Origin of the sequence: Rhodococcus sp. 05-2256-B1 (genome assembly GCF_002258465.1) — a bacterium.
GTDB lineage: Bacteria > Actinomycetota > Actinomycetes > Mycobacteriales > Mycobacteriaceae > Rhodococcoides > Rhodococcoides fascians.
The window spans coordinates 366,093-390,094 of sequence record NZ_NOZA01000030.1 but is presented as its reverse complement, the minus strand read 5'-3'; the positions used below and the strand labels follow the sequence as shown (position 1 = coordinate 390,094).

Here is a 24,002-nt window from a genome sequence, read left to right as displayed (position 1 = left end):
GTTGATGGGACTACCCAACCCGTTACTCGAGGTAACGTCGATGGGATGCATGTGTCCGACCGCCTCACCGACCACGTTCCCGAGCGTTGGCTCGCGCCCCTCGTCAAGCACGCCGAGGCTCTGAAGTTCCTCATCGTCGGAGCAATCACCTTCGTCGTCACCGTCGTGCTGTTCTTCGGCTTGAAGTGGACGATCCTGCAGGACAAGCCGGTGACAGCCAATGTTCTGGCTGTGCTGATAGCGACGATCGTCTCGTACGTTCTCAACCGGGAATGGTCGTTCACTGCCCGCGGCGGACGACGTCGCCATCACGAAGCAGCGCTGTTCTTCGCCGTCGCCGGGACCGGTCTGGCAATCAACCAATTGCCGCTCTGGGTGTCGAGTTACGTGCTGGATCTGCGCGCTCCCAACGTGTCTTTCATCACCGAGAACATCGCGGACTTCGTCAGCGGATCCATCGTCGGCACCCTGCTCGCCACCGCCTTCCGGTGGTGGGCAATGCGGAAGTTCGTTTTCCCCGAGCCGGTGAACGTCGTTCCCGACGAGGTTGCCCTGACCGTTTACGGTGGACGGCATGGCGACCACTAGGACCCTCGTGCTGATGCGGCACGGAAAATCCGGCTACCCCGACGGCGTGCCCGACCACGAGCGGCCACTGGCTCCACGCGGCCAACGGGAAGCAGGACTGGCGGGAGCCTGGATCACCGAGCACGTCGGCTCCGTCGACGCCGTGTTGTGCTCGACGGCTCTGCGGACTCGCGAGACCCTGGCCGCCACCGGCCTCGGCGATGCACCCACCCGCTTCGAGCGAGACATCTACGGTGGTTCGGCCGACGAAATCATCGACGAAATCAAACTGGCGGACACCTACTTCGACGACGTGACCGTCTCGACACTGTTGGTCGTCGGGCACGAGCCCGGAATCCCGTGGACGGCACTCGAACTGGCCGTCGACGACGACACCGACGTGGCCCGCGACGTGCGACACCGCTTCCCCACCTCGGCGATCGCTGTGCTGACCACCGAATGCAGCTGGGCCGAGCTGGCAGCAAGTACCGCCACGATCACCGAATTCTGCATCCCCCGCGCCGAATCCGACGGCGCGTAGACCCGACTAACGGTTCCGGAGATACAGGTAGCCGGCACCGCCTGCGGCGATCAGCAGAATCAGCGCGGCAGGAAATCCGAGAAGCCACCACACCACCGCGAGCACCACCAATGCAGGTGCGGCGGCAATCAATGCAATACCGGGATTCTCGCGAACCGTTTCCAGCGCGGACTGTGCATGGACTCTGTCGATCTTCTTGCCTGCCATCGTCGACTCCCTTTTCGTGTCCCGTATGCGTAATTTCCACAGTAGCGCGGCCTACTACGACTTTCGGTGGACCGCCGCGTCGTACGTCGGTAGGAATCACCAGCTACGACGCCTCGGCGGGATACCGCATCAGAGTCGACTCGCGTGAGATCGGCCCATGGACAATCCAATTCTGCTCACCATCGCCGTCTGCGAAGTCGGTTTCTGGGTACTGGTCCTCGGCGGCCTGTGCTTGCGCTACCTGGCTAGGATGCGGCGAGCCAGCACCGTCGTGCTGGCTCTGCTTCCGGTCCTCGACCTCGTCCTCGTCGCTGCCGTCGCCGTCGACTTGCATCGCGGTGGGGAGGTCGAGTTCGCTCACCGTCTCGCCGGTATCTACCTCGGTTGGACCCTCGTGTTCGCACACTCCACTGTGGCCTGGCTGGACGTGCGCTTCGCCCACAGGTTTGCGGGAGGACCGGCACCGTCCACGCCACCCAAGACCGGACCGCAGGCCTACCGCAACGAGATCCGAGGATTCGCGAAATGGCTGTGCGCTGCCGCGATAGCACTGGCTATCACCTACGTGCTGGCAGCCACCGTGGCAGACTCGGAGCAGGCAGCAGCGTTGAAAACAGTGGTGCAACCGCTCGGCGTCATCACGTTCTTCTGGTTCGTCACCGGACCGCTGTGGGTGGTGGGAACCAAGAGCCATGGGCGCTCGAAAGATACTGCAGGAGAACGGAGTCGACGCTGATGATGGGCAGGTCCCGGATACCGAACACGTTCCGCCCTTCCTGGCGGCCCCGTCATCCGGTGGTCCTGCCCGTCGAGATGCTGCTGGCCACCGTCGTCTACGCCGCATTCCAACTCTCGACGGGCATGGTCGGCGACACCAGAGACGAACTCGTCGAGAGCCCGGCCCTGATCACGGTAAGTGTCGTCGCAGTACTGGCGATGACGGCGGCGACCTGCGTCCGCCGGACCTACCCTGTCTTCTCGTACTCGGCTGTGGTCGCGATCAGCGTCGCACTCATCCTCGTATTACCCGAGCGCACCTTGGGTTTCACTCCCCTGTACTGGTTCGCCATCGCCGCGTTGGCAATTCGCGTGAGCGGCCCGCGACTCTTCGTTCCCCTCGGCGCAGGATTGATACTGGAGATCCTGGTCAGCGTCGATACACGCCTGTCCTTTCCCGACGCCGCAGCCGGACCTGGCGGCAGCGTCGGAGTGGTGGCCGAACAGATCGCCAACCTGGCCATCAACTACACGGTGCTCATCGCGCTGGGTAAATACATCGCACGTGGCCGGGCCCAGGAACTGGAGAGCGAGGCGGCACTGGGGCGGGCCGAATCGGCGCACCGGGAACGCCTGGAGACAGCTCTGGACAACGAGCGGCGCACCATGGCGCGCGAATTGCACGACGTCGCAGCCCATCACCTCACCGGCATGCTCATCCAGGCCAAGGCTTCGAGGACTCTCATCACGAGCGACCCCGAGCAGGCACGCGAACTACTCACCGGCGCAATCGGACACGGTCAACGCACCCTCGACAGTCTCCGCCAAATTGTCGGCATCCTGCGCCCGACCGACAATGACGGCGGCGCACCACAGCCCATGATCTCCGATATCACCGACCTCGTCGAACAGTCTCGAATGTCGTTCGCCTCCATCGACTTCGAGGTCACCGGCGACGCAGCCCGGATGGACAGCGCGGTGCAGTTGACGTGCTTTCGCATCGTGCAGGAGTCACTGTCCAATGCTCGACGCCACGCGCCCGGTTGCACCGCGCGGGTCCAGGTCAGCACTGGAGCCTCGAATGTCGAGGTGACCGTTTCCAACACGATTGCCTCCCCCACCTCCGGTCATGACGATTCCTCGGGTCAGGGATTCGGCATTCCCGGGATGCGAGAGCGAACAGCCCTGTTCGGCGGGACGCTGGAGGCCGGGCCGAACGAGCTCGCCGACGGCAGAGGCTGGGTGGTGCGCGCGCAACTACCGGTCGACGGCAAGATCTCGCGTCCCGACGGGGTACCGGCATGATCAGAGTACTGATCGTCGATGATCAACCCGTGGTTCGGCAGGGATTCGAGCTGTTCCTGGCCGGCAACTCCACCATCGAGGTCGTCGGACACGCCTCGTCGGGACGACATGCCGTTCAACAGGTCTCGGCGCTGCGGCCCGACGTCGTACTGATGGACATTCGGATGCCGAACGGCGACGGACTCACCGCGACACGGGAAATCCTGGCGCGATTCGACGATGTTCGCGTCATCGTCGTCACCACCTTCGATCTCGACGAGTACGTGTTCGCCGCACTCGACAGCGGTGCATCCGGATTTCTGCTCAAAGACGCAGATCCGGACGAGCTCATCGACGCCGTGACGACCGTCGCCGCCGGCGGAGCGGCCCTGTCGCCGCGCGTCACCCCGCGGTTGATGGCGGAGTTCGCGCGACGCGGGGCACCACAGCGATCGGCGAGAAGCACTGCCCCACAACACGACCTGAGTCTCCGGGAGATGGAGGTGGTGCAATTGCTCGCGACAGGGCTGGGCAACAGCGAGATCGCCCGATCACTGCGACTCGAGCAGAGTACGGTCAAGACCCACATCGGGAACATCTGCCGCAAGCTCGAGGTCAGCACCCGAGTGCACGTGGTGATCTGGGCATACCGCAACGGTCTGGTGAGCAGCTAGCGCTATCCGAATCCTAGGCCGCCGAACGTTCCTCGTCGTCCGATGTCTCGTCGGCAAGTTCGAGCATCGACCCGGATTTGTCGGTGTACTGGAAGTGCGGTCGCTTGTCGCCGATGTACGACGTCATCCACGACACCACTGCAACGTAGCGGTTGCGGAAGCCCACCAGGTACATCAGGTGCACCGCGAGCCACATCAACCAAGCGATCGGTCCGGACATGTCGACCTTGCCGAACAACCGAGCCACCGCACTGAATCGGCCCACGATCGACATGCTGCCCTTGTCGACATACTTGAACGGCGTTCCTGCGTCGACCTTTCCGATGATCGTCTTGGCTACGTGGCGGCCCTGCTGCATCGCGACCGGCGACTGTCCCGGCAGCTTGTGCAGCGAGGTCACGTCGCCGATCGCGTAGATGTCCTTCGCGGTACCGACGGTGAGGTCGTCGTGCACGAGCAACCGACCGGCCCGATCGGTCTCGCACCCGGTGCGCTCGGCGATCGTCGCCGCCAGCTCACTGGCCTGAACGCCGGCCGACCAGATCACGGTCTTGGCCGGGTAGGTGCGCGAGGTCTTCGAGTCGACGTCCTGCACAGTCACGACGTCGTCGGCGATATCGGTGACCATGGCTCCGGTGACGACGTCGACGCCCGACTTCTCCAGCTTGGTGCGGGCATAGGCACTGAGCTTGCCGCCGAAAGCGGGGAGCACCTCTTTCACACCGTCGACGAGGGTGACCGTGACGTCGTCGGGTCCGATGTCGGGGAACGAACCGGCGAAGTAGCGGTGCGCGAGATCCCTGATCTGGCCGGCCAGTTCGACGCCGGTCGCGCCTGCACCGACGACCACGAAGCTCAGCAGCTCCTTGCGTACGTCGAGATCGGAGGTCTGGTGCGCCTTTTCGTAGCAGCTCAGAATCTGCTCACGCAGGGCGATCGCGTCGTCGACGGTCTTGAGCGCGAAGGTACGGTCCTTGAACTCGTCTCGGCCGAAGTACGCCTGAGTGGCTCCGGTGGCGACGATCAGGCGACCGAAACCGATGGTGTGGCGTTCGCCGCCACCGACGTAGGTGACCTGATGGCTCTCGGGATCGACGTCGACCACTTGGCCCAGACGCACATCGGCTGAGTCGTACTGCGCGAGAATGCGCCGGATCGGCGGGGCGATCTCGCCTGTCGAGATCATCCCGGTTGCGGCTTGGTAGAGCAGCGGCTGGAACAGGTGCTCGGTGGTGCTGGAGATCAGAGAGAACGTCACACCGGCCTTGCCCAGAGCCTTGGCCGCGGCCAACGCTCCGAATCCCGAACCCACGATGACGACGTCGTACGTTTTCACAGCACTTCCCTTTCCGAGCACACATTTCTTGTAGATCGAAGAACTACCTCCATGAAACTCCGCCGTTCCTGCGCTATCAACGCGAAAGTTGAAATAGCATCCATGAGCAGAACTCATGAATGGAGGTCGCCGTGGAGCTGCGGCAACTGAAGTACTTCCTCGCGGTCGGGGAAGAACTCAACTTCTCCCGTGCCGCCGAGCGGTGCTACGTCTCGCAGTCGGCGATCAGTCTGCAGATCTCCAAGCTCGAACGCGAGATCGGTGAGCCGCTGTTCGAGCGCACCTCACGCACAGTCCGATTGACAGTCGTCGGAGCACAATTGGTGTCCATCGCCCGCCACATGGTGGAGCTCGAACAGGCAGCGTTGGCGCTGACGACCAGGCGTCGAAACCAACTCCGCCTCACCGGAAACATGACGTTCGCCGCGAACGCCATCTCGGCAATCGTCGCGGTACGCGAACGCCATCCCGACGCCGAGATCGACTTCGTTCTCAAACGATTCGCAGAACAGATCGAAGCGGTGACGTCGGGTGACTGCCAGGTGGCACTGATCCGCGGCAGCGTCGAACGCTCCGGTCTGCACGTCACCGAACTGTGGACCGAGGACCTCGTCGTCGTCCTCGCAGAGGGCCATCCCCTGGCCGGGGAACCCAACCCGAGCCTGAGCCAGCTCGCCGAATACCCACTGCTGCTACCCAAACGAAGCGAGCAGATCCTGTTGCACCGCGTCATCGAACGCGAGATGAAACGCAGTGGGCTTCCACTGACCTTCGGTCCGCCGGTGGCGTCCGATCACACCGCGAGCGCCGAACTGCTCAACCACCCGCAATGTTGGTCGATCCTCTACGCCAGCACGGCCGAGAGCACACCCAAAACCGGCCTCGTCTTTCGCACCGAGGCCGACCGTCGGCTGCGACTACCCGTCTCGGCAGTGGTCGACGCGGCCGTGCCGGCCACCGACATTCAACGCGATCTGGTTGCCGCGCTGGCCGATACGGCACCGGCCCAGCCGACAGCTCCGGTTCAAGAAACAGCGCCGGAGAGCTGAGCGAAAGCAGCGTCCGCGGCGAACAGTTCGGCCCGGTCGAACGTCGACGTGGAGGCCATGATCTCGTCCGCTCCGGTGCGCTCGATCAGCTCGTCGAGCCGGGGCCGGACCTGCTCGGCCGTGCCGAGGATGGTTGCGTCCAACGAGGATTCGATCCGATCCCGGGTGCGCGGCGTCCACCGCGTTTCGTCGATCGACGAGGCGGGTTCGAGCGCCGGAAATTCGCCCTCGCGCCGCGATCGCGCCATCGCCCATGCCTCCGGGAGTGCGAGACGGCGCGCGTCTGCCGCGTCCGCGGCGATCGTCACATCGAGCGAGACGGTCACGTACGGCTCCGACAGTTGCGAACTCGGCCGAAAGTGCTTGCGATACAGCCCCAATGGGTCGTCCCCGCGCAGTACCGGGCCACCGACGACCACCGGCAGCCCGGCGCGGGCGGCGACCTCGAGACCGGCACCGGTCGCGAGCACGAACATCGGCGGCGGCGCGGTTGCCGGCCGCGCGGTCACAGGACCGGACCCGTCGAGATACGACCGCAGTTCGGCGACGTCGGCCTCGAACGTATCCGGGGCGTCACGGTCTCGACGCAGGGCAGCGCGCACCGGCTCGGTGAACCCGAGCGACCGCCCGACGCCCAGGTCTACCCGACCCGGAAACAGCGACTCCAGCATCAGAAACTGCTCGGCCACGATCAGCGGTTGATGGTTCGGCAGCATCACCCCGCCGGATCCGACGCGAATGCGCGAGGTCTGCGACGCCACCGCCGCTGCGAGAACTGCAGGCGCGCCCGAAGCGATGCCGGGTACCGCATGATGCTCGGCCACCCAGAACCGGTGCAGCCCGAGCTTTTCGGCGTGCACGCCGCGTTCGACGGTGTGACGGAGCGCTGCGGCGTCGTCGACGCCTGCCCTCGTGCGGGATCGGTCGAGCAGTGAGAAGAACACATCAGCTGCAACCGGCGATGCGTCGGGCATATTTCTCGGAACGACCTGCTCATCGCGGACCGAATATGTCCGCAATGGGGCTCATCATTGCTTCATGACTCTCACCATGAAGATCGAACTCATCACCGTCCCTGTCACCGACGTCGACCGCGCCAAGGAGTTCTACACCTCGATCGGGTTCAATGCCGACCACGACGCACGCCCGTGGGAAGGCATTCGGTACGTCCAACTCACCCCTCCGGGATCGGCGTGCTCCATCGCCATCGGCGAGGGCATCACAGACGCCGAACCCGGTGCCGGCGCAGGCATTCTGATGGTTGTCGACAGTGCCCAGGAGGCTTACGACCACCTCACCGCGGTGGGCCTGACCGTCGAGCAGCCGAAGGACGAGGGCTGGGGAACATTCGTGTACTTCGCGGACCCCGACGGCAACAAGTGGTCGCTGCAGCAGTTGCCGGCCCAGCCCTAGTTCGGAAAGCCCTAGTTCGGAAAGCCCTGGTTCGGTAAGAAAGCCAATCGCGCCAGGATGCCGCGGTGGTCGGAGCCGGGGACGGTCACGGCCTCGACCGAACGAACTCCCATGTCTGCCACCAGAACATGGTCGATGGCAATGACCGGCGGGTGCCAGGTGTGCGCCGGATACGTCCTGAGCATGCCTGCTCCCGTGGCCACCGCGGCGTCGACGAATCGGCCGTCCTGCAGGTCGCGGTAGCGCCGGTGGTCCTGCGTGGCGTTGAAGTCCCCGGCCACCACGACGGGTCCGTCGTCGGCGGGGATCTTGGCCAGCAGCTGCCGAAGCAGCCCGAGCTCACGGACCCATTCGGACGGCTCCCGCGGCCACGGCGGAACAGGATGCACCGCGAACACCAGCGGCCGACCCGGCATCTGTACCCGAGCCGACAGCAGTTCCGTCACGAAGCCGTCGTGCCGCTGCTCGTCGGCGAGTGGGAATCGGCTGTAGATGCCGGTTCCGTTCCCTCCGGGTCCAGCGCTGACGTGGGCGTGCGGTAACAGCTCGGACAGCCTGGGTCGAAGACTCGCATCTGCCTCGGGCGTCAGCTCGACGAGAGTGAGCACGTCCGGCCGATGGTGTTCGACGAGCGCGATCAACGCATCCGGATCAGCCTGGCCCAGCCAGATGTTGGCGTGCAACACCGTCAGGTCCGACTCGCTCGGCCTCCGGGCGACGCGGCGGTAGCGGAGCCGGAACTGGGTCGCGACCGCCGCGGCAGAGACCGCCGATCCTGCCGCCAGCCCCCACCCACCGAAGGCCACACCTGCCAACACAGTTCCGGGCACAGCCGCGAGCATGAGGACATGTGCCAAAGCCGCAGCGACCGCCATCGGCTGCCTACGTCCGTCGAACAGGTGCGCGACGACCCCCGTGACCGCTACGACGAGCAGTAATACAGCCACCGATGCCGACACCATGAGCGGAGTCTGGCAGGCAAACCTGAGGCCGAGCTGGGAGCCGTCCCGAAATACGACCGGACCGTTGGCTTTCTTGTCGCAAACACGACAGAATCGGGAGCGCTGTCCGCGAGGTGTCCGAGGGGGAAGTACTGCCGTGAATAGAAGGCAACTGTTGCGGTTGGCCGCTACCGGAATGCTCGGCGCCGCTGCAGCCCCGGTCCTGAGTTCGACCGGACTGCCCGGATCCCCCGTCGCCGGCGCTCTGCCGATCGGAGCAGACCGCATCCGGTCGCTGGTACCCGAACTGTTCGCCGACCCTCCCCGGCCACCGGACCACTCGCCCGTCATCGTCATCGGTTCCGGCTTCGGAGCCAGCGCCGCCGCCCTACGCATGGCCCAGGCCGGCACCGCGGTGACCGTTCTCGAGCGCGGACTGCGCTGGCCGCGCGACCCCTGGCGCGAAATCTTCACGGCGGACATGACGGCCGACGGCCGCGGACTGTGGCAGCAGACCTCGTTCACCAACATCACCGGTCTCCCTGTCGGACCGGTCGACCTCTTCGGCGGCGTCCTCGACACCACCCGCTACGAGAACCTCTCGGTCTGGCGCGGCGCAGCCGTCGGCGGCGGCTCCGTGGTCTACACCGGCGTCACCATCGCACCGAACAAGAAATTCTTCGACCTCTCGTTCGGCGGACGCCTGAACTACGACGAGATGGCAGCCACCTGGTATCCCAAGGCCCGTTCCATGCTCCGGCCGTCGGCGATGCCCGAGGACGTCTACAACAGCCCCAACTTCGCTCACTCACGAACCTGGGACGATCACGCCCGCCGCGCAGGCTTTCGCCCCGAAGCAGTCGACGGCAACTGGAACTGGAACGTCGTGCGCGACGAGATCGCCGGCCGCTCCCGGCCGTCCGCGACCGTCGGGGAAAGCACTTTCGGTAACTCCAACGGTGCCAAGCACGACCTGACCCAGAACTACATCCCCCAAGCCGAAGCCACCGGTAACGCAACGGTGTGCCACAGCCACCGCGTCGCAGCGATCGGCAGCGAATCCGGCGGCCGCTACCGCGTCGACATCGAACGGCTCGACCCGTTCGGCAACATCGTCGAGACCCGGACACTCACGTGCGACACCCTCGTCCTCGGGGCCGGATCCATCGGTACCACCGAACTGTTGATGCGCGCACGCACCACCGGCGCATTGTCGAACCTCAACGAATTCGTCGGCACCGGCTGGGGCACCAACGGCGACGCCTCGATGACGAGATCCCTCGGACCGATGTCTGCCGGCCCTCAGGCTGCACCCTGCGCATCCCGCATCGTCGACGACTCCGGACTGCCCCTGACCGTCGAGAACTGGTACACCCCAGGCGTTCCCGTGAACATGGGCTTCCTCGGCTCACTCGGTATGACCATCGACCCGTTGCGCGGAAACTTCGGATTCGATTCCGCCGCAAATCGATTGACCCTCAACTGGCCCAAGGGTGGCAGCCGAGACACCGTCGAAGCCCTACGCGCTGTGCAGAATCGCATGGCGCAGGCCGGCGGCACCGTGGTCGCCGCCGAACCGTTCACCCGCGATGTCGACGACACCTTCACCGCGCACCCCCTGGGCGGCGCAGTACTCGGCGACGCCACCGACGATTACGGTCGCGTCAAGGGCCACCCCGGGCTCTACGTCGTCGACGGTGCCCTGATCCCGGGCAGCACCGGTGCCGCCAACCCGTCACTGACCATCACCGCACTCGCCGAACGCAACGTCGCACAGATCATCGCCGACGGGCGCTGAGCCGTCTTTCCAGAGGTTTACCCATGCACCATCCCGCCACCCGACTCGCCGAAAACCACGATCTGCTGCCTGCGGCCGACACACTGCGCGACGCATTTGCCGACTACCCATGGACGCGATGGGTGATCCCGGCCGAGGACTACCTGGCCACGCTGCAGGAACTCCAGCAGCTGTACCTACAACATGCGCATCGACACGGAATCGTATTGCTCACCGCCGACTACGCCGGGGTCGCTGCACTACTGCCCGCAGATGCCCCTCCACCCGGTGACGAATCCATCGCGCGGATCATCGAGCTACACGGAGATCGGATCGACCGACTGTCCTCCAGCGACGCAGCACCGGGGTCATGGACACTGGAAACGCTCGGCGTGCAACCGCATCGGCAAGGGCACGGGATCGGCGGACTACTGCTCGCGAAGGCCGTCGAGGAAGCTCAGCAACGTGGTGCCTCCGGGTTGGCCTTGGACACATCGGATCTGCGCAACGTGCGCCTGTACGAGCGGGCCGGGTTCCGTGTTTCGAGCCACGCCACACCGAGTGAGGGGCCCGAGGTGTGGTCCATGATCCGAACATTCGGCACGGGATGAGCCTGCGGCACCAGGCGCTACCCCAGCTGAATCTCCGGCCGCCCCTCGGGAACGGTGACCGTCATGGCCGTGCGAACCGGCTTACCCGGCGTCGACACGGCATCGAGAACCCTTACCTCCGAACGCCATTCGGTGGGTGTCAGGGTGCTGCGCAGGTAGCCCCGACGGGCATTTCCGTACTTGACGTGGGGTGAACCGTCGGCGATCGCAGCACCGGTCTTGTCGATGTCGGCACCGTCCTTGCCCGACGCGATGGACGTGGTGGCGATCTCGACTCCCTGCAACGGCGAGACCTGATCCTGGTAGTCGCGTCGCAACTCCGAGACGATCGTCCGGTGGATGTCGCCGACGATCGACGCCACGTTCTTCGTGCCACGATCCCTGGCTCCGTCGAGAATTCGATGCCGGGACGCTTCGTAGCCGCTCCACGGATCCATGCCGACCTTGCGGTCGTTGCCCTGCCCCTGCGCGAGATCGGACATGACGGTCTGGTGCGCCAGGAAGTTCCACCTCGACGGCGACGCGAATCCGTCGAGGATCCATTGTTCCTGTGCCGCACCGGTAATGGTGCGCGCCGGATCCGCCGTCTCGGCGTCCTGCGCGTGCTCACCGTCTCCATGAGCCTGATCGCTGCGGTACTGCCGGGTGTCGAGCACCGAGAAATCCACCAGATCACCGAACGAGAACCGGCGATAGACCTTCATGTCCGGGCCGACGGGCTTCAGGTTCGCGCGCACCGGAGTGTTCTCCCACCACGCCTTGAACGCATCGGCCCTGCGTAGCAGGAACTCTCGTGGATCGTCGTTGTCCTGGCTGATCTGCGAGGCCCAGTTGTTGTCCACCTCGTGGTCGTCGAACGTCGAGACGAACGGTGCCGACGCATGTGCCGCAGCCAGATTCTCGTCTGCCTTGTACAGGGCGTACCTATCGCGATAATCGGCCAGCACCATGGTTTCTCGGGCCGCCGACTCGGTGCGCGGCTCGCCCGCCCGCGCACCCTCGTTCTTGATCGCGTACTCGTAGATGTAGTCGCCCAGAAAGAACACCACATCGAGATTCGAGGCCGCCAGGTCCTGGTACGCACCGAAGTAGCCGTCCTCCCATTTCTGGCACGAAGCCCAGGCGAAATCGAGGGTGCTCAGCGGCTGCCCAAGTGCGGGTGCAGTTTTGGTGCGACCGACGGGACTCGCATGTGGGCCGACCAGGAAACGGTAGAAGTATTCGCGCGCCGGCTCGAGCCCGCGCACATCGACGTGAACGGACCAACCGTCGAATTCGGTTGCCAGCTCGATACCCTGCGCTGCGATACGACCGAACTTTTCATCGGCAGCGATCTGCCACTGGACCGGCACCACGCCGGGCGTCATGCCGCCCAGCGGGGCGAACGGATCGGTGGCGAGTCTGGTCCACAGCACCACCGAATCGGGCAACGGATCGCCGGAGGCAACACCGAGACGGAAGGGATAGTCGGGGGTGATCACCGACTGCGCACCTGCAGTCGCGGATGTCCCCGCGAGCTCGGGCGTGAAGGCCAGCGCCCCCACCAACGCACTCCACGTCAGAAACTGTCGACGTGTGGCCCCGGCCCGCAGAGAAATGTCGCGACCGATCCTGACGTCGTTACCTCGGTTCACCATTGTCCGAGACTCTCGTGCGACCGACAACTGCATTCGTCATCGATCCGACGGGCAGGTGAACTTCGTGTGTCGCCTCCGTCACTGCGGCCGCGGCAGTGTCCCGTTGGCTCGCAAGTGGTCTCGCAGACGAGTGAGAAGCGGTTCGAGAGTGGCGATGCCCTCGGGTGCGAGCCCGTCGAAGAACAATCGCCGAACCACGTCGACGTGCCCCGCCGCCGATGCGTTCAGAGCAGCCCTCCCTGCATCGGTGAGCACTGCATCCGTGGCCCGTCCGTCGGTAGTCGAGACAGCGCGATCGGTGAGCCCTCGCGTGGACATCCGCGCGAGGTGATGGGAGGCCCTGCTGCGCTCCCAGCCGATCTCGGCGGCCAGTTCGGTCACCCGGCGACGACCGTCGGGACTGTCCGCCAGTGCGACCAGCACCGAATAGTCGGCCAGGGACAGACCGTGCTCCTCGGTCAGCTGCCGGTTCATCTCGAACGTCATCTGCAGCGACAAACCCATGTAGGCGCGCCACGCCGATTCCTCGATGGGCGTCAACCACGGAGTGCTTTCGGGGTTACTGGGTGACATGTCACGTACTTTCTGCGATGCTGGGTCCGGGGCACCGGCGCACCGAACCCCGACCACCAACCCTAGGGGCACACCATGGATCGCAGCACTCCCGCAGAGCTGGCACGCCGCAACGTCGTCGAAGTATTCAACACGAACGACGACGCGAAACGACGCGAACTCATCGAGTCCATGTATCACCCGGACGCGGTGTTCTACGACGCCGAGAACACCGCCACCGGGAGAGAGCCGGTCATCGAGGCTGTTCGAGCGCTGGTCGGGCCCTCCGAGGGTCTGACATTCGCCGTCACTGCCGAGCCCACCGCCCTGGGTGACGTCGCCCGAATCTCCTGGGCACTGTTGCCTCCCGACGCCCCCGCCGTAGTCTCGGGCCAGGACTTCGTCGTCGTGAAGGACAACCTGATCACCGAGCTGTACACGTTCATCGACCAGCCATAGCCGGCCACCCACAAGACTCGACACCGCCGACGTACGCGTCAGATGAGCCGCGCCCCGGGGCCCGCCTTGCCCAGCTCGTCGCCTGGATTGAGCAGACTGCATTTGTTGAGGGAGAGACATCCGCAGCCGATGCAGCCGGTGAGTTGCTCCTGCATCCGCGCAATCGACTGTTTCCGATCCTCCAACCGCTGGTTCCATGCAACCGAAATCTTGGCCCAGTCGCGCTTGTTCGGGGTGCGCCCCGACGGTAGGGACGCAAAGACCTCGGCCACCTCGGCAAGCGGTATTCCGAACCGTACCGCCACCTGAATCAGCGAGATCCGCCGAATGGCATGACGGGGGAACTTTCGGACGTTGCCCGCCGTCCGCTCGGCGGGAACGAGCCCGAGAGTCTCGTAATACCGGACCGCGGACACTGCGGCGCCGGTTCTGGCCGCGACCTCCCCGATGGACAACAGTTCGTCACTGATACGGATCATGCTGCCTCCCAGCCGACACGACGAGTTGATCTCAAGTGCACTCGAGATCGTAGCCTTCCACACCATGCACTCCCCCACCGAATCCACGACCGGAACCTGGCGACAGCTGCTCGGCGCTCGCTACCTCGGCACCGCTACCGTTCTCGCCGGCGGCGTCGCGCTGTACGCCACGAACGTCTACCTGACGACCAGCCTGCTCCCCACGGCCATCGACGAGATCGGCGGCCAGCGCTACTACGCCTGGACTGCAACGGTTTTCCTCGTTGCGTCCGTCATCTCCTCGATGCTGGTCAGCAAAGTTCTGGCCGCCCGCGGACCTCGCGGTGCCTACCTGATCGGCCTGACGGTCTTCGCTCTCGGCACCGTCGTGTGTGCCGTCAGCCCCACGATGGAACTCTTACTGGTGGGCCGCACAATTCAGGGCGCAGGAGGTGGCCTACTGGCCGGACTCGGCTACGCCGTCATCAATGCCGCACTGCCGCAACATCTCTGGACGCGAGGTGCGGCTCTGGTCTCGGCCATGTGGGGTGTGGGAACGTTCGCCGGACCGGCCGTCGGCGGCATCTTCGCCCAATTCGGAGCCTGGCGAATGGCATTCGGCGTGCTCGTTCTCGCAGCTCTGGCCATGGCTGCCCTCGTCCCGCGAGCACTGCCCGCCCACACCGCTGAGGCCACCGAACCCAGCCCGGTACCGACACTGTCGCTGACCCTGCTCACCACAGCTGCCCTGCTGGTGAGTATCGCCGGCGTGGTCTCCAACCTCGCGATCACCGCGGCAATGGTCCTGGGAGGAGTACTCCTGCTGATCGCCTTCGTGGCCGCCGACCGTCGCGCAGCGCACGGCGTACTCCCCCCGTCGACCTTCGGCGCGTCCGCGCTGAAATGGATATACCTGACCATCGTCGTCCTCGCCGTCGCGTCCACGGTGGAGACCTTCATCCCACTGTTCGGCCAACGTCTCGCCGGATTGGCACCGCTGGCCGCCGGATTCCTCGGAGCCGCACTGGCGCTCGGGTGGACCCTCGGCGAGATACCGAGCGCATCGGCCACCGCTCCACGCGTCGTGCGACGCATCGTCATCGCAGGCCCGATCCTCGTCGCCGCCGGATTGTGCATCGTGGCAACGTGTCTCGCCGACCAAGCAGGTCCCGGTTCCATCACCACGTGGGTAGTGGGTCTGCTCGTCGCGGGCGTCGGAATCGGAATCGCGTGGCCACACTTGGCCGTCGGTGCCATGACCTCCGTTGCCGAACCCGGCGAAGGCGCACGAGCCTCAGCCGCCATCAACACTGTTCAGCTGATCGCCAACGCCTTCGGAGCAGCTCTGGCGGGTGTCCTGGTGAACCTCGGGGAACCGTCGACGCTGCGATCGGCGCAGTTGCTGCTGTTCACCTTTGCGGCGCTGGCATTCGTCAGTGTTGCAGCGGCGGCGCGATCGCAGCGCGCGTAGGTCGTCGGCTGCCCGGATCAGGTCTGGACGACCCAGATCGAATTGCCGTCGGGATCTCGCAAGGCGAACATCGGCGGCACGCCGTCCACCTCTTCCATGAAGTCGTCGAGATCGACGCCGCCGAGAGCGCTGAGCCGCTTGTGCTCGGCCGCGACGTCAGCTGTCTCGACACCGATGGACCCGCCACCGGGCGTACCTCCCATCGGCGGGTTGAGGGCGAGCCGCGCCGTCGAACCCGGCGGGGCCACTTCCAACCACCGGTATTCACTCTCGGGACCGAAGCGCAGATCACCGCGAATCTCGAACCCGAGAACGCGGGAGTAGAAATCGAGGGCTGCGTCCTGATCGGCGACGGTGAACATGGCCACGCCGATGTTCACGATGGTGCTGGGTGTTTGCTCGGTCATACCGGTACCGACCCGAGTGCCGCGGGAAACTCACCGCGCCCCCTCCACATAGAACAAAGCCCCGCACCGACCGAAGTCGATGCGGGGCTTTGTTGGTCACGCCCTGTCGTCGTGAGTGGAAACTCGTAGTGGGCTACGAGGCAGGAGTGGAGCCTGCGGAACGACCCAAAACTCAGCCAGTCACATGCGACGGAGTCGCTCTAGCGGTATTCGTTGGAGAAACCGTAGTCGTCGAGCGGCACTGCAGCACCGGTTCCCTGGCCGAAGCCGTCCGGGCTGTAGTACTGATCGTCGTACGACGGCACCGCGTATGCCGCGGCACGCGCCTCTTCGGTCGGCTGCACCGTGATGTTCCGGTACCGGTTGATGCCGGTACCAGCCGGGATGAGCTTACCGATGATGACGTTCTCCTTGAGACCTATGAGCTTGTCCGAACGGCAGTTGATAGCCGCATCGGTGAGCACACGAGTGGTCTCCTGGAAGGACGCGGCCGAGAGCCACGAGTCGGTGGCCAGCGACGCCTTGGTGATACCCATCAGGACCGGACGTCCGGCTGCGGGCTCGCCACCCTCGGAGACGACGCGACGGTTGCTCGACTCGAATTCGCTGCGCTCGGTGAGTGAACCGGGCAGGAATTCGGTGGAGCCGCTGTCGATGATCGTCACGCGACGGAGCATCTGGCGCACGATCGTCTCGATGTGCTTGTCGTGAATCGACACACCCTGCGACCGGTACACCTCCTGGACCTCGTTGACGAGGTGGATCTGCACCTGACGGGGACCCATCACGCGCAGGACCTCGTGCGGATCGGCAGCACCTTCCATGAGCTGCTGGCCGACCTCGACGTGGTCACCGTCCGCCAGAAGGCGCTCGGTGCCGTCGTCGTGCTTGAAGACGCGCAGACGCTGACGCTTGGAGAGCTTGTCGTAGACAACCTCTTCGCCGCCGTCGTCCGGGACGATGGTGATCTTGTAGAAACGATCGCCGTCCTCGAGCTGGATGCGTCCCGACACGTCCGCGATCGGAGCCTTGCCCTTCGGCACACGTGCCTCGAACAGCTCCTGCACGCGAGGCAGACCACCGGTGATGTCATCTCCGGCGACACCACCCTGGTGGAAGGTACGCATGGTCAGCTGGGTTCCGGGCTCACCGATGGACTGTGCGGCAACGATACCGACGGCCTCACCGATGTCGACCAGCTTGCCGGTGGCCATCGAACGGCCGTAGCAGGTGGCGCAGACGCCGGTTCCGGTGGTGCAGGTCAGCACCGAGCGAACCTTGACCGACGTGATGCCCGCAGCGAGCAGCGCGTCGATGGCCGGGTCACCGAGATCGTGTCCACGCGCGACGATGACCGTGCCGTTCTCGTCGACAGCGTCGTTCGCCAAGGTGCGGGCGTACGTGCTGGTCTCGACGTGAGCGTCGCGGATCATCTTGCCGTCGGCGGTCTTCTCGGCGATCGTCGTGACGATGCCGCGCTCGGTGCCACAGTCGGTTTCCCGAACGATGACATCCTGCGAGACGTCGACCAGACGACGCGTCAGGTAGCCCGAGTCGGCGGTACGAAGCGCCGTATCGGCCAGACCCTTACGAGCACCGTGCGTGTTGATGAAGTACTCGAGGACCGTCAGGCCTTCCTTGAAGGAAGACTTGATCGGACGCGGGATGAACTCACCCTTCGGGTTCGTCACCAAGCCCTTCATGCCGGCGAGCGAGCGAACCTGAGTCATGTTTCCGGCTGCGCCGGACTTCACGATCATCGGGATCGGGTTGTCGTCGGGGAAGTGGGCCTCCATGGCCTTACCGACCTGCTCGGTCGCGTCCTGCCAGATCTTGACCAGTGCGGAGTTGCGCTCGACCTTGTCGAGTGCGCCACGCTGGTACTTCTTCTCGATCTGATCGGCCTGAGCCTCGAAGGTCTCCATGATCTGCGGCTTCTCCGGCGGCACGAGGACGTCGGAGATCGAGATGGTGACACCCGAACGCGTGGCCCAGTAGAAGCCTGCGTCCTTGAGCTTGTCGACGGTCTGCGCGACGACGATCATGGGGTAACGCTCGGCGAGATCGTTGATGATGGTCGACTGACGCTTCTTCGGCATCTGCTCGTTGACGAACGGGTAGTCCGCCGGAAGCAGCTCGTTGAAGAGCACGCGTCCCAAGGTGGTCTCCGCGGTCCATGCATCCCCGCGGTTCCAGCCCTCGGGGAACAGCTCGTTCTCGATGTCACGCGGCGGGCGCTGCGTGGTGAGACGAACCCGAATCTGCGACTGCACGGTCAGCGATCCACGATCGACGGCCATCTGAGCCTCGGCCGGGGAGGAGTACGCCCCGAACTCGGCCTGATCGGTCGATGCGTCGACGCGCTCGCCGACAGCACCGGCATCGAGACGTGTCAGGTGGTACAGACCCGTCACCATGTCCAGACGCGGCATGGCGAGCGGACGGCCCGATGCCGGCGAGAGGATGTTGTTCGACGACAGCATCAGCACGCGTGCCTCGGCCTGAGCCTCGGCGGACAGCGGGAGGTGGACAGCCATCTGGTCACCGTCGAAGTCGGCGTTGAACGCCTCACACACGAGCGGGTGCAGCTGGATGGCCTTGCCCTCGACGAGCTGCGGCTCGAACGCCTGGATGCCCAACCGGTGCAGGGTGGGTGCACGGTTCAGCAGCACGGGGTGCTCGGCGATGACCTCTTCGAGAACGTCCCACACCTGCGGACGCTGACGCTCGACCATGCGCTTGGCCGACTTGATGTTCTGCGCGTGGTTCAGATCCACCAGACGCTTCATCACGAACGGCTTGAACAGCTCGAGTGCCATCAGCTTCGGCAGACCACACTGGTGCAGCTTGAGCTGCGGGCCGACGACGATGACCGAACGGCCCGAGTAGTCGACGCGCTTGCCGAGGAGGTTCTGACGGAATCGTCCCTGCTTGCCCTTGAGCAAGTCGGACAGCGACTTCAGCGGGCGGTTACCCGGTCCGGTGACCGGACGTCCACGACGGCCGTTGTCGAACAGGGCGTCGACCGACTCCTGCAGCATCCGCTTCTCGTTGTTGACGATGATCTCGGGAGCACCGAGATCGATCAGACGCTTGAGGCGGTTGTTGCGGTTGATGACGCGGCGGTACAGGTCGTTGAGGTCGGACGTCGCGAAACGGCCACCGTCGAGCTGCACCATCGGACGAAGCTCCGGCGGGATGACCGGGACAGCGTCGAGAACCATGCCCATCGGCGAGTTACGGCCGGCCTGGAACGCAGCGACGACCTTCAGACGCTTGAGCGCGCGCAGCTTCTTCTGACCCTTGCCACTGCGGATGGTCTCGCGAAGAGATTCCGCCTCGGCATCGATGTCGAAGGTCTGCATGAGCTTCTGGATGGACTCGGCACCCATGGCACCGGTGAAGTACTCGCCGTACCGGTCGATGAGCTCGCGGTAGATGAGCTCGTCGACGATGAGCTGCTTGGGAGCAAGCTTGGTGAACGTGGTCCAGATCTCTTCAAGACGATCGAGCTCACGCTGCGCGCGGTCACGGAGCTGACGCATCTCGCGCTCGCCGCCGTCCTTGACCTTGCGGCGCACGTCGGACTTGGCACCCTCGGCTTCGAGCTCGGCGATGTCGGCTTCGAGCTTCTGCGCACGAGCCTCGAGATCGGCGTCGCGCTGATCTGCGACGGCCTTCTTCTCGACCTCCATCTCGGCCTCGAGCGTCGAGAGCTCGTTGTGACGGAGCTCGTCGTCGACCGTGGTGATGACGTATGCAGCGAAGTAGATGATCTTCTCGAGATCCTTCGGAGCCAGGTCGAGCAGGTAGCCCAGACGCGACGGCACACCCTTGAAGTACCAGATGTGCGTGACCGGAGCGGCCAGTTCGATGTGGCCCATGCGCTCACGACGAACCTTGGCGCGAGTGACCTCGACGCCACAGCGCTCACAGATGATGCCCTTGAAGCGGACGCGCTTGTACTTGCCGCAGTAGCACTCCCAGTCCCGAGTGGGGCCGAAGATCTTCTCGCAGAAGAGGCCGTCCTTCTCGGGCTTGAGCGTGCGGTAGTTGATGGTCTCCGGCTTCTTGACCTCGCCGTAGGACCACTGACGGATGTCGTCCGCAGTGGCAAGGCCAATGCGAAGTTCATCGAAGAAGTTGACGTCGAGCACGTAACTTCCTTTCCCCGTTATGGGTGTTGTGCTGGAAGAGCAAATGAGAAGAACGCCTCCGGGCCTGCAGTGACGCAGGCCCGGAGACCACTGAACTACTGCGCTAGGTCGTCGACCGTGGCAGCTTCGTTGCGGGAGAGGTTGATTCCCAGGTTGGCTGCGGCACGCTCGAGGTCTTCGTCGTCACCGTCGGCCATCGTGATGGCAGCGCCGTCCGAGGACAGCACCTCCACGTTGAGGCACAGCGACTGGAGCTCTTTGAGGAGCACCTTGAAGGACTCGGGGATACCGGGCTCCGGGATGTTCTCGCCCTTGACGATCGCCTCGTACACCTTCACGCGGCCGACAACGTCGTCCGACTTGATGGTGAGAAGCTCCTGCAGCGTGTACGCGGCACCGTAGGCCTGCATGGCCCAGCACTCCATCTCACCGAAGCGCTGTCCACCGAACTGGGCCTTACCACCGAGGGGCTGCTGCGTGATCATCGAGTACGGCCCGGTCGAACGAGCGTGGATCTTGTCGTCGACCAAGTGGTGCAGCTTGATGATGTACATGTAGCCCACCGACACCGGGTACGGGAACGGCTCGCCGGAGCGGCCGTCGAACAACGTGGCCTTTCCGTCGGATCCGACCATCTGCTCGCCGTCGCGGTTGGGGATCGTGCTCTCCAGCAGGCCGGCGAGCTGATTCTCCTTGGCACCGTCGAACACCGGGGTGGCGATGTTGCTGTCGGCCGGAGCCGCCAGCATCTCCTCGGGCAGGCGTTCGGCCCAATCGGGCTTGCTGCCGTCCGCGGCGATCTGCACGTTCCAACCGGTCTTGCCGATCCAACCCAGGTGGGTTTCGAGGACCTGACCGATGTTCATACGACGCGGAACACCGTGGGTGTTGAGGATGATGTCGATCGGGGTGCCGTCGGGCAGGAACGGCATGTCCTCCTGCGGGAGGATCTTGCCGATGACGCCCTTGTTGCCGTGACGGCCGGCGAGCTTGTCGCCGTCCTGGATCTTGCGCTTCTGAGCCACGTAGACGCGGACCAGCTCGTTGACGCCGGGAGGCAGATCGTCGTCGTCGTCGCGCGAGAAGACGCGGATGCCGATGACCTTTCCGTTCTCGCCGTGCGGAACCTTGAGCGAGGTGTCGCGAACTTCGCGAGCCTTTTCACCGAAGATGGCGCGCAGCAGGCGCTCTTCGGGGGTCAGCTCGGTCTCGCCCTTCGGCGTGACCTTTCCGACCAGCACGTCGCCGTCACGAACCTCGGCACCGATCCGGATGATGCCGCGCTCGTCGAGGTCTGCGAGGACCTCGTCGGAGACGTTCGGGATGTCGCGAGTGATCTCTTCGGCACCGAGCTTGGTGTCGCGAGCATCGATCTCGTGCTCCTCGATGTGGATCGAGGTGAGAACGTCCTCTTCCACGAGGCGCTGCGACAGGATGATCGCGTCCTCGTAGTTGTGGCCCTCCCACGGCATGATCGCCAGCAGCAGGTTCTTGCCGAGAGCCATCTCACCGTTCTCGGTGCAGGGGCCGTCGGCGAGGACCTGGCCGGACTCGACGCGCTGTCCCTCGTCCACGATCGGACGCTGGTTGGCGCAGGTGCCCTGGTTGGAACGCGCGAACTTGCGCATCCGGTAGGTCTTACGCGATCCGTCGTCGGCCATGACCGTGACGTAATCGGCGGAGACCTCTTCGACGACACCGGTCTTCTCGGTGATGACGACGTCACCGGCGTCGACGGCGGCACGCAGCTCCATGCCGGTACCGACGATCGGAGCCTCGCTGCGGACCAGCGGGACAGCCTGACGCTGCATGTTCGCGCCCATCAGGGCACGGTTGGCATCGTCGTGCTCGAGGAACGGAATCATCGCGGTTGCGACGGACACCATCTGACGAGGCGAGACGTCCATGTAATCGATGTCGTCGGACGAGACGAACTCGACCTCTCCACCCTTACGACGAACGAGAATCTTGTCCTCGATGAAGTGACCCGAATCGTCGACCGGGGAGTTCGCCTGCGCGAGCGTGTGGCGATCCTCCTCGTCGGCGGTCAGGTAATCGACCTCGTCGGTGACCTTGCCGTCGACGACCTTGCGGTACGGGGTCTCGATGAAGCCGAACGGGTTGACGCGTGCGTACACCGAGAGCGAACCGATCAGGCCGATGTTCGGGCCTTCCGGGGTCTCGATGGGGCACATGCGGCCGTAGTGCGAGGGGTGCACGTCGCGGACCTCGAGGCCGGCGCGCTCACGAGAGAGACCGCCGGGTCCCAGTGCCGACAGGCGACGCTTGTGCGTCAGACCCGACAGCGGGTTGTTCTGGTCCATGAACTGCGAGAGCTGGGAGGTTCCGAAGAACTCCTTGATCGCAGCGACGACGGGACGGATGTTGATCAGGGTCTGCGGCGTGATCGCCTCGACGTCCTGAGTCGTCATACGTTCGCGCACGACGCGCTCCATGCGGGACAGGCCCACGCGGATCTGGTTCTGGATGAGCTCGCCCACGGTGCGCAGACGACGGTTGCCGAAGTGGTCGATGTCGTCGACCTCGACCGGAACCTCGACGCCGTCGGGTGCGGTCATCGCGGTCTCACCTGCGTGCAGACGCACGAGGTACTCGATGGTCGCGACGATGTCTTCCTCGGTGAGGGTCGACGCCACGATGGGCTGACCCGAGTTGAGGCCGAGCTTCTTGTTGATCTTGTAGCGACCCACGCGAGCAAGGTCGTAGCGCTTGTCCTTGAAGAACAGGTTCTCCAGCAGGGTCTGCGCCGACTCCTTGGTCGGCGGCTCGCCCGGACGCAGCTTGCGGTAGATGTCGAGGAGAGCCTCGTCGGTACCGGCGGTGTTGTCCTTCTCCAGCGTGGCCATGAGGATCTCGGAGAAGCCGAAGCGCTCCGTGATCTGCTCGGTGGACCAGCCGAGAGCCTTCAGCAGCACCGTGACGGGCTGACGACGCTTGCGGTCGATGCGGACACCGACGGTGTCGCGCTTGTCGACGTCGAACTCGAGCCAAGCACCGCGGCCGGGGATGACCTTGACGCTGTGCAGGTCCTTCTCGGTGGTCTTGTCGATCGAGTGATCGAAGTAGACGCCCGGAGAACGCACCAGCTGCGAGACGACGACGCGCTCGGTGCCGTTGATGATGAAGGTGCCCTTGTCGGTCATCATCGGGAAATCACCCATGAAGACCGTCTGGCTCTTGATCTCGCCGGTGTTGTTGTTGATGAACTCGGCGGTGACGAACAGCGGAGCCGCGTACGTCATGTCCTTGTCCTTGCACTCATCGGTCGAGGCCTTGACCTCGTCGAATCGTGGGTCGGAGAAGGAGAGCGACATCGAGCCCGAGAAGTCCTCGATCGGAGAGAGCTCGGTCAGGATGTCCTCGAGTCCGCCGGAGACACCACTGTCTCCACGGGCGGCGGCACGGTCGCGCCAACTCTGCGCACCTACCAGCCACTCGAACGAGTCCGTCTGTACATCGAGGAGACCGGGTACCTCCAACGGCTCGCGAATGTTCGCGAACGAAACCCTCCTCGGGGCTCCCGGTGTTCCGACAACTGCCTTGGTCTGGCTAGAGACTGCCAAGATGCGTCCTTCCAGCACCTCACGCGGGTCGCGCCGTTCTGTCAACCGAAACGACATGGCGACCGCCGCTGTATCTGTTTGCTATATGTGGGGCGAATTTCGGCTGGTCGCAACCAGACCGAATCCCCATCACAGCGGCCCGAAAACGTGCTTTCGGGTA

Annotated in this window: 21 protein-coding genes; 11 read left to right on the top strand and 10 right to left on the bottom strand. The window is 64.6% G+C overall.

Features of this window, described 5'->3' with window-relative positions; translation table 11 throughout:
• Nucleotides 1–45 precede the first annotated feature (45 nt).
• Nucleotides 46–588 carry a GtrA family protein gene (locus tag CH285_RS19020; protein WP_027498197.1) on the top strand — a complete coding sequence of 181 codons (543 nt, stop codon included), beginning with the start codon at nt 46–48 and terminating at the stop codon, nt 586–588.
• Nucleotides 575–1,108: a SixA phosphatase family protein gene (locus CH285_RS19015; RefSeq protein WP_094644065.1), complete on the top strand. Its 534-nt coding sequence runs from the start codon at nt 575–577 to the stop codon at nt 1,106–1,108. The genes CH285_RS19020 and CH285_RS19015 overlap by 14 nt, the downstream gene beginning before the upstream one ends.
• Nucleotides 1,109–1,114: 6 nt before the next feature.
• Here the strand turns inward: CH285_RS19015 and CH285_RS19010 are convergent, their stop codons facing one another.
• Entirely contained in the window at nt 1,115–1,315 is a 201-nt protein-coding gene (locus CH285_RS19010; RefSeq protein ID WP_027498199.1) for a membrane protein, read from the bottom strand.
• Nucleotides 1,316–1,472: 157 nt separating this feature from the next.
• Here CH285_RS19010 and CH285_RS19005 point away from each other — a divergent pair, with 157 nt between their 5' ends.
• The 3 genes from CH285_RS19005 to CH285_RS18995 are packed head-to-tail and all read left to right on the top strand — an operon-like array spanning nt 1,473 to nt 3,990.
• The gene (locus CH285_RS19005) at nt 1,473–2,051 is read left to right on the top strand and encodes a hypothetical protein (protein WP_094643967.1); all 579 of its coding nucleotides are present in this window, start codon (nt 1,473–1,475) and stop codon (nt 2,049–2,051) included.
• A complete protein-coding gene (locus tag CH285_RS19000; protein ID WP_094643966.1) occupies nt 2,051–3,337 on the top strand; it encodes a sensor histidine kinase in 1,287 nt (428 codons plus the stop codon). Before CH285_RS19005 ends, CH285_RS19000 begins: the two co-directional genes overlap by 1 nt.
• On the top strand, nt 3,334–3,990 hold the full coding sequence (locus tag CH285_RS18995; protein ID WP_094643965.1) for a response regulator transcription factor: 657 nt from the start codon (nt 3,334–3,336) through the stop codon (nt 3,988–3,990). The genes CH285_RS19000 and CH285_RS18995 overlap by 4 nt, the downstream gene beginning before the upstream one ends.
• A gap of 13 nt (nt 3,991–4,003) precedes the next feature.
• Here CH285_RS18995 and CH285_RS18990 read toward each other — a convergent pair whose 3' ends face one another.
• Complete coding sequence (locus tag CH285_RS18990; RefSeq protein ID WP_094644064.1) at nt 4,004–5,326, bottom strand: NAD(P)/FAD-dependent oxidoreductase; 1,323 nt, start codon at nt 5,324–5,326, stop codon at nt 4,004–4,006.
• Nucleotides 5,327–5,457: 131 nt separating this feature from the next.
• Here CH285_RS18990 and CH285_RS18985 point away from each other — a divergent pair, with 131 nt between their 5' ends.
• Complete coding sequence (locus CH285_RS18985) at nt 5,458–6,375, top strand: LysR substrate-binding domain-containing protein (protein ID WP_094644063.1); 918 nt, start codon at nt 5,458–5,460, stop codon at nt 6,373–6,375.
• On the opposite strand, the gene CH285_RS18980 is transcribed toward CH285_RS18985, so the two are convergent.
• On the bottom strand, nt 6,351–7,349 hold the full coding sequence (locus tag CH285_RS18980) for an MsnO8 family LLM class oxidoreductase (RefSeq protein WP_094643964.1): 999 nt from the start codon (nt 7,347–7,349) through the stop codon (nt 6,351–6,353). The two genes, CH285_RS18985 and CH285_RS18980, sit on opposite strands and share 25 nt — an antisense overlap.
• A 64-nt stretch (nt 7,350–7,413) precedes the next feature.
• On the opposite strand from CH285_RS18980, the gene CH285_RS18975 reads away from it, so the two are divergent.
• Complete coding sequence (locus CH285_RS18975; protein WP_048316139.1) at nt 7,414–7,788, top strand: VOC family protein; 375 nt, start codon at nt 7,414–7,416, stop codon at nt 7,786–7,788.
• An 11-nt stretch (nt 7,789–7,799) separates the two neighbouring features.
• Here CH285_RS18975 and CH285_RS18970 read toward each other — a convergent pair whose 3' ends face one another.
• Complete coding sequence (locus CH285_RS18970) at nt 7,800–8,750, bottom strand: endonuclease/exonuclease/phosphatase family protein (protein WP_048316140.1); 951 nt, start codon at nt 8,748–8,750, stop codon at nt 7,800–7,802.
• A 175-nt stretch (nt 8,751–8,925) separates the two neighbouring features.
• On the opposite strand from CH285_RS18970, the gene CH285_RS18965 reads away from it, so the two are divergent.
• Entirely contained in the window at nt 8,926–10,527 is a 1,602-nt protein-coding gene (locus tag CH285_RS18965) for a GMC oxidoreductase (RefSeq protein ID WP_230591161.1), read from the top strand.
• 23 nt (nt 10,528–10,550) lie between these two features.
• Nucleotides 10,551–11,117: a GNAT family N-acetyltransferase gene (locus CH285_RS18960; protein ID WP_094643962.1), complete on the top strand. Its 567-nt coding sequence runs from the start codon at nt 10,551–10,553 to the stop codon at nt 11,115–11,117.
• A 17-nt stretch (nt 11,118–11,134) separates the two neighbouring features.
• Here CH285_RS18960 and CH285_RS18955 read toward each other — a convergent pair whose 3' ends face one another.
• Together CH285_RS18955 and CH285_RS18950 are read right to left on the bottom strand one after the other, a co-directional pair.
• Nucleotides 11,135–12,754, bottom strand: coding sequence for an alkaline phosphatase D family protein (locus tag CH285_RS18955; RefSeq protein WP_094644062.1), 1,620 nt, complete (start codon nt 12,752–12,754; stop codon nt 11,135–11,137).
• A gap of 78 nt (nt 12,755–12,832) precedes the next feature.
• Entirely contained in the window at nt 12,833–13,327 is a 495-nt protein-coding gene (locus CH285_RS18950; RefSeq protein WP_094643961.1) for a MarR family winged helix-turn-helix transcriptional regulator, read from the bottom strand.
• Between the two features lie 75 nt (nt 13,328–13,402).
• On the opposite strand from CH285_RS18950, the gene CH285_RS18945 reads away from it, so the two are divergent.
• Nucleotides 13,403–13,765, top strand: coding sequence for a nuclear transport factor 2 family protein (locus CH285_RS18945; RefSeq protein WP_094643960.1), 363 nt, complete (start codon nt 13,403–13,405; stop codon nt 13,763–13,765).
• Nucleotides 13,766–13,803: 38 nt separating this feature from the next.
• Here CH285_RS18945 and soxR read toward each other — a convergent pair whose 3' ends face one another.
• Nucleotides 13,804–14,241, bottom strand: a complete 438-nt coding sequence (gene soxR, locus CH285_RS18940; protein WP_174557295.1) for a redox-sensitive transcriptional activator SoxR — start codon at nt 14,239–14,241, stop codon at nt 13,804–13,806.
• Nucleotides 14,242–14,308: 67 nt separating this feature from the next.
• Here soxR and CH285_RS18935 point away from each other — a divergent pair, with 67 nt between their 5' ends.
• A complete protein-coding gene (locus CH285_RS18935) occupies nt 14,309–15,694 on the top strand; it encodes an MFS transporter (protein WP_094644061.1) in 1,386 nt (461 codons plus the stop codon).
• A 17-nt stretch (nt 15,695–15,711) separates the two neighbouring features.
• Here the strand turns inward: CH285_RS18935 and CH285_RS18930 are convergent, their stop codons facing one another.
• The 3 genes from CH285_RS18930 to rpoB form a co-directional block, all read right to left on the bottom strand.
• A complete protein-coding gene (locus CH285_RS18930; protein ID WP_045840689.1) occupies nt 15,712–16,101 on the bottom strand; it encodes a VOC family protein in 390 nt (129 codons plus the stop codon).
• A gap of 200 nt (nt 16,102–16,301) precedes the next feature.
• Nucleotides 16,302–20,258, bottom strand: a complete 3,957-nt coding sequence (locus CH285_RS18925; RefSeq protein ID WP_027498213.1) for a DNA-directed RNA polymerase subunit beta' — start codon at nt 20,256–20,258, stop codon at nt 16,302–16,304.
• Nucleotides 20,259–20,353: 95 nt separating this feature from the next.
• Nucleotides 20,354–23,860 carry a DNA-directed RNA polymerase subunit beta gene (gene rpoB, locus CH285_RS18920; RefSeq protein ID WP_094643959.1) on the bottom strand — a complete coding sequence of 1,169 codons (3,507 nt, stop codon included), beginning with the start codon at nt 23,858–23,860 and terminating at the stop codon, nt 20,354–20,356.
• Between the last annotated feature and the right edge of the window lie 142 nt (nt 23,861–24,002).

Excerpts from the sequence above, each read along its gene's own strand:
- CH285_RS18955 (WP_094644062.1), bottom strand. The coding sequence starts at position 12,754 with ATGGTGAACCGAGGTAACGACGTCAGGATCGGTCGCGACATTTCTCTG.
- CH285_RS18945 (WP_094643960.1), top strand. The coding sequence starts at position 13,403 with ATGGATCGCAGCACTCCCGCAGAGCTGGCACGCCGCAACGTCGTCGAA.
- CH285_RS18970 (WP_048316140.1), bottom strand. The coding sequence starts at position 8,750 with ATGGTGTCGGCATCGGTGGCTGTATTACTGCTCGTCGTAGCGGTCACG.
- CH285_RS18935 (WP_094644061.1), top strand. The coding sequence starts at position 14,309 with ATGCACTCCCCCACCGAATCCACGACCGGAACCTGGCGACAGCTGCTC.
- CH285_RS19000 (WP_094643966.1), top strand. The coding sequence starts at position 2,051 with ATGATGGGCAGGTCCCGGATACCGAACACGTTCCGCCCTTCCTGGCGG.
- CH285_RS18950 (WP_094643961.1), bottom strand. The coding sequence starts at position 13,327 with ATGTCACCCAGTAACCCCGAAAGCACTCCGTGGTTGACGCCCATCGAG.
- CH285_RS18995 (WP_094643965.1), top strand. The coding sequence starts at position 3,334 with ATGATCAGAGTACTGATCGTCGATGATCAACCCGTGGTTCGGCAGGGA.
- CH285_RS18960 (WP_094643962.1), top strand. The coding sequence starts at position 10,551 with ATGCACCATCCCGCCACCCGACTCGCCGAAAACCACGATCTGCTGCCT.
- CH285_RS19010 (WP_027498199.1), bottom strand. The coding sequence starts at position 1,315 with ATGGCAGGCAAGAAGATCGACAGAGTCCATGCACAGTCCGCGCTGGAA.
- CH285_RS18975 (WP_048316139.1), top strand. The coding sequence starts at position 7,414 with ATGACTCTCACCATGAAGATCGAACTCATCACCGTCCCTGTCACCGAC.
- CH285_RS19020 (WP_027498197.1), top strand. The coding sequence starts at position 46 with ATGCATGTGTCCGACCGCCTCACCGACCACGTTCCCGAGCGTTGGCTC.
- CH285_RS18930 (WP_045840689.1), bottom strand. The coding sequence starts at position 16,101 with ATGACCGAGCAAACACCCAGCACCATCGTGAACATCGGCGTGGCCATG.
- CH285_RS19015 (WP_094644065.1), top strand. The coding sequence starts at position 575 with ATGGCGACCACTAGGACCCTCGTGCTGATGCGGCACGGAAAATCCGGC.
- CH285_RS19005 (WP_094643967.1), top strand. The coding sequence starts at position 1,473 with ATGGACAATCCAATTCTGCTCACCATCGCCGTCTGCGAAGTCGGTTTC.
- CH285_RS18980 (WP_094643964.1), bottom strand. The coding sequence starts at position 7,349 with ATGCCCGACGCATCGCCGGTTGCAGCTGATGTGTTCTTCTCACTGCTC.
- CH285_RS18965 (WP_230591161.1), top strand. The coding sequence starts at position 8,926 with ATGCTCGGCGCCGCTGCAGCCCCGGTCCTGAGTTCGACCGGACTGCCC.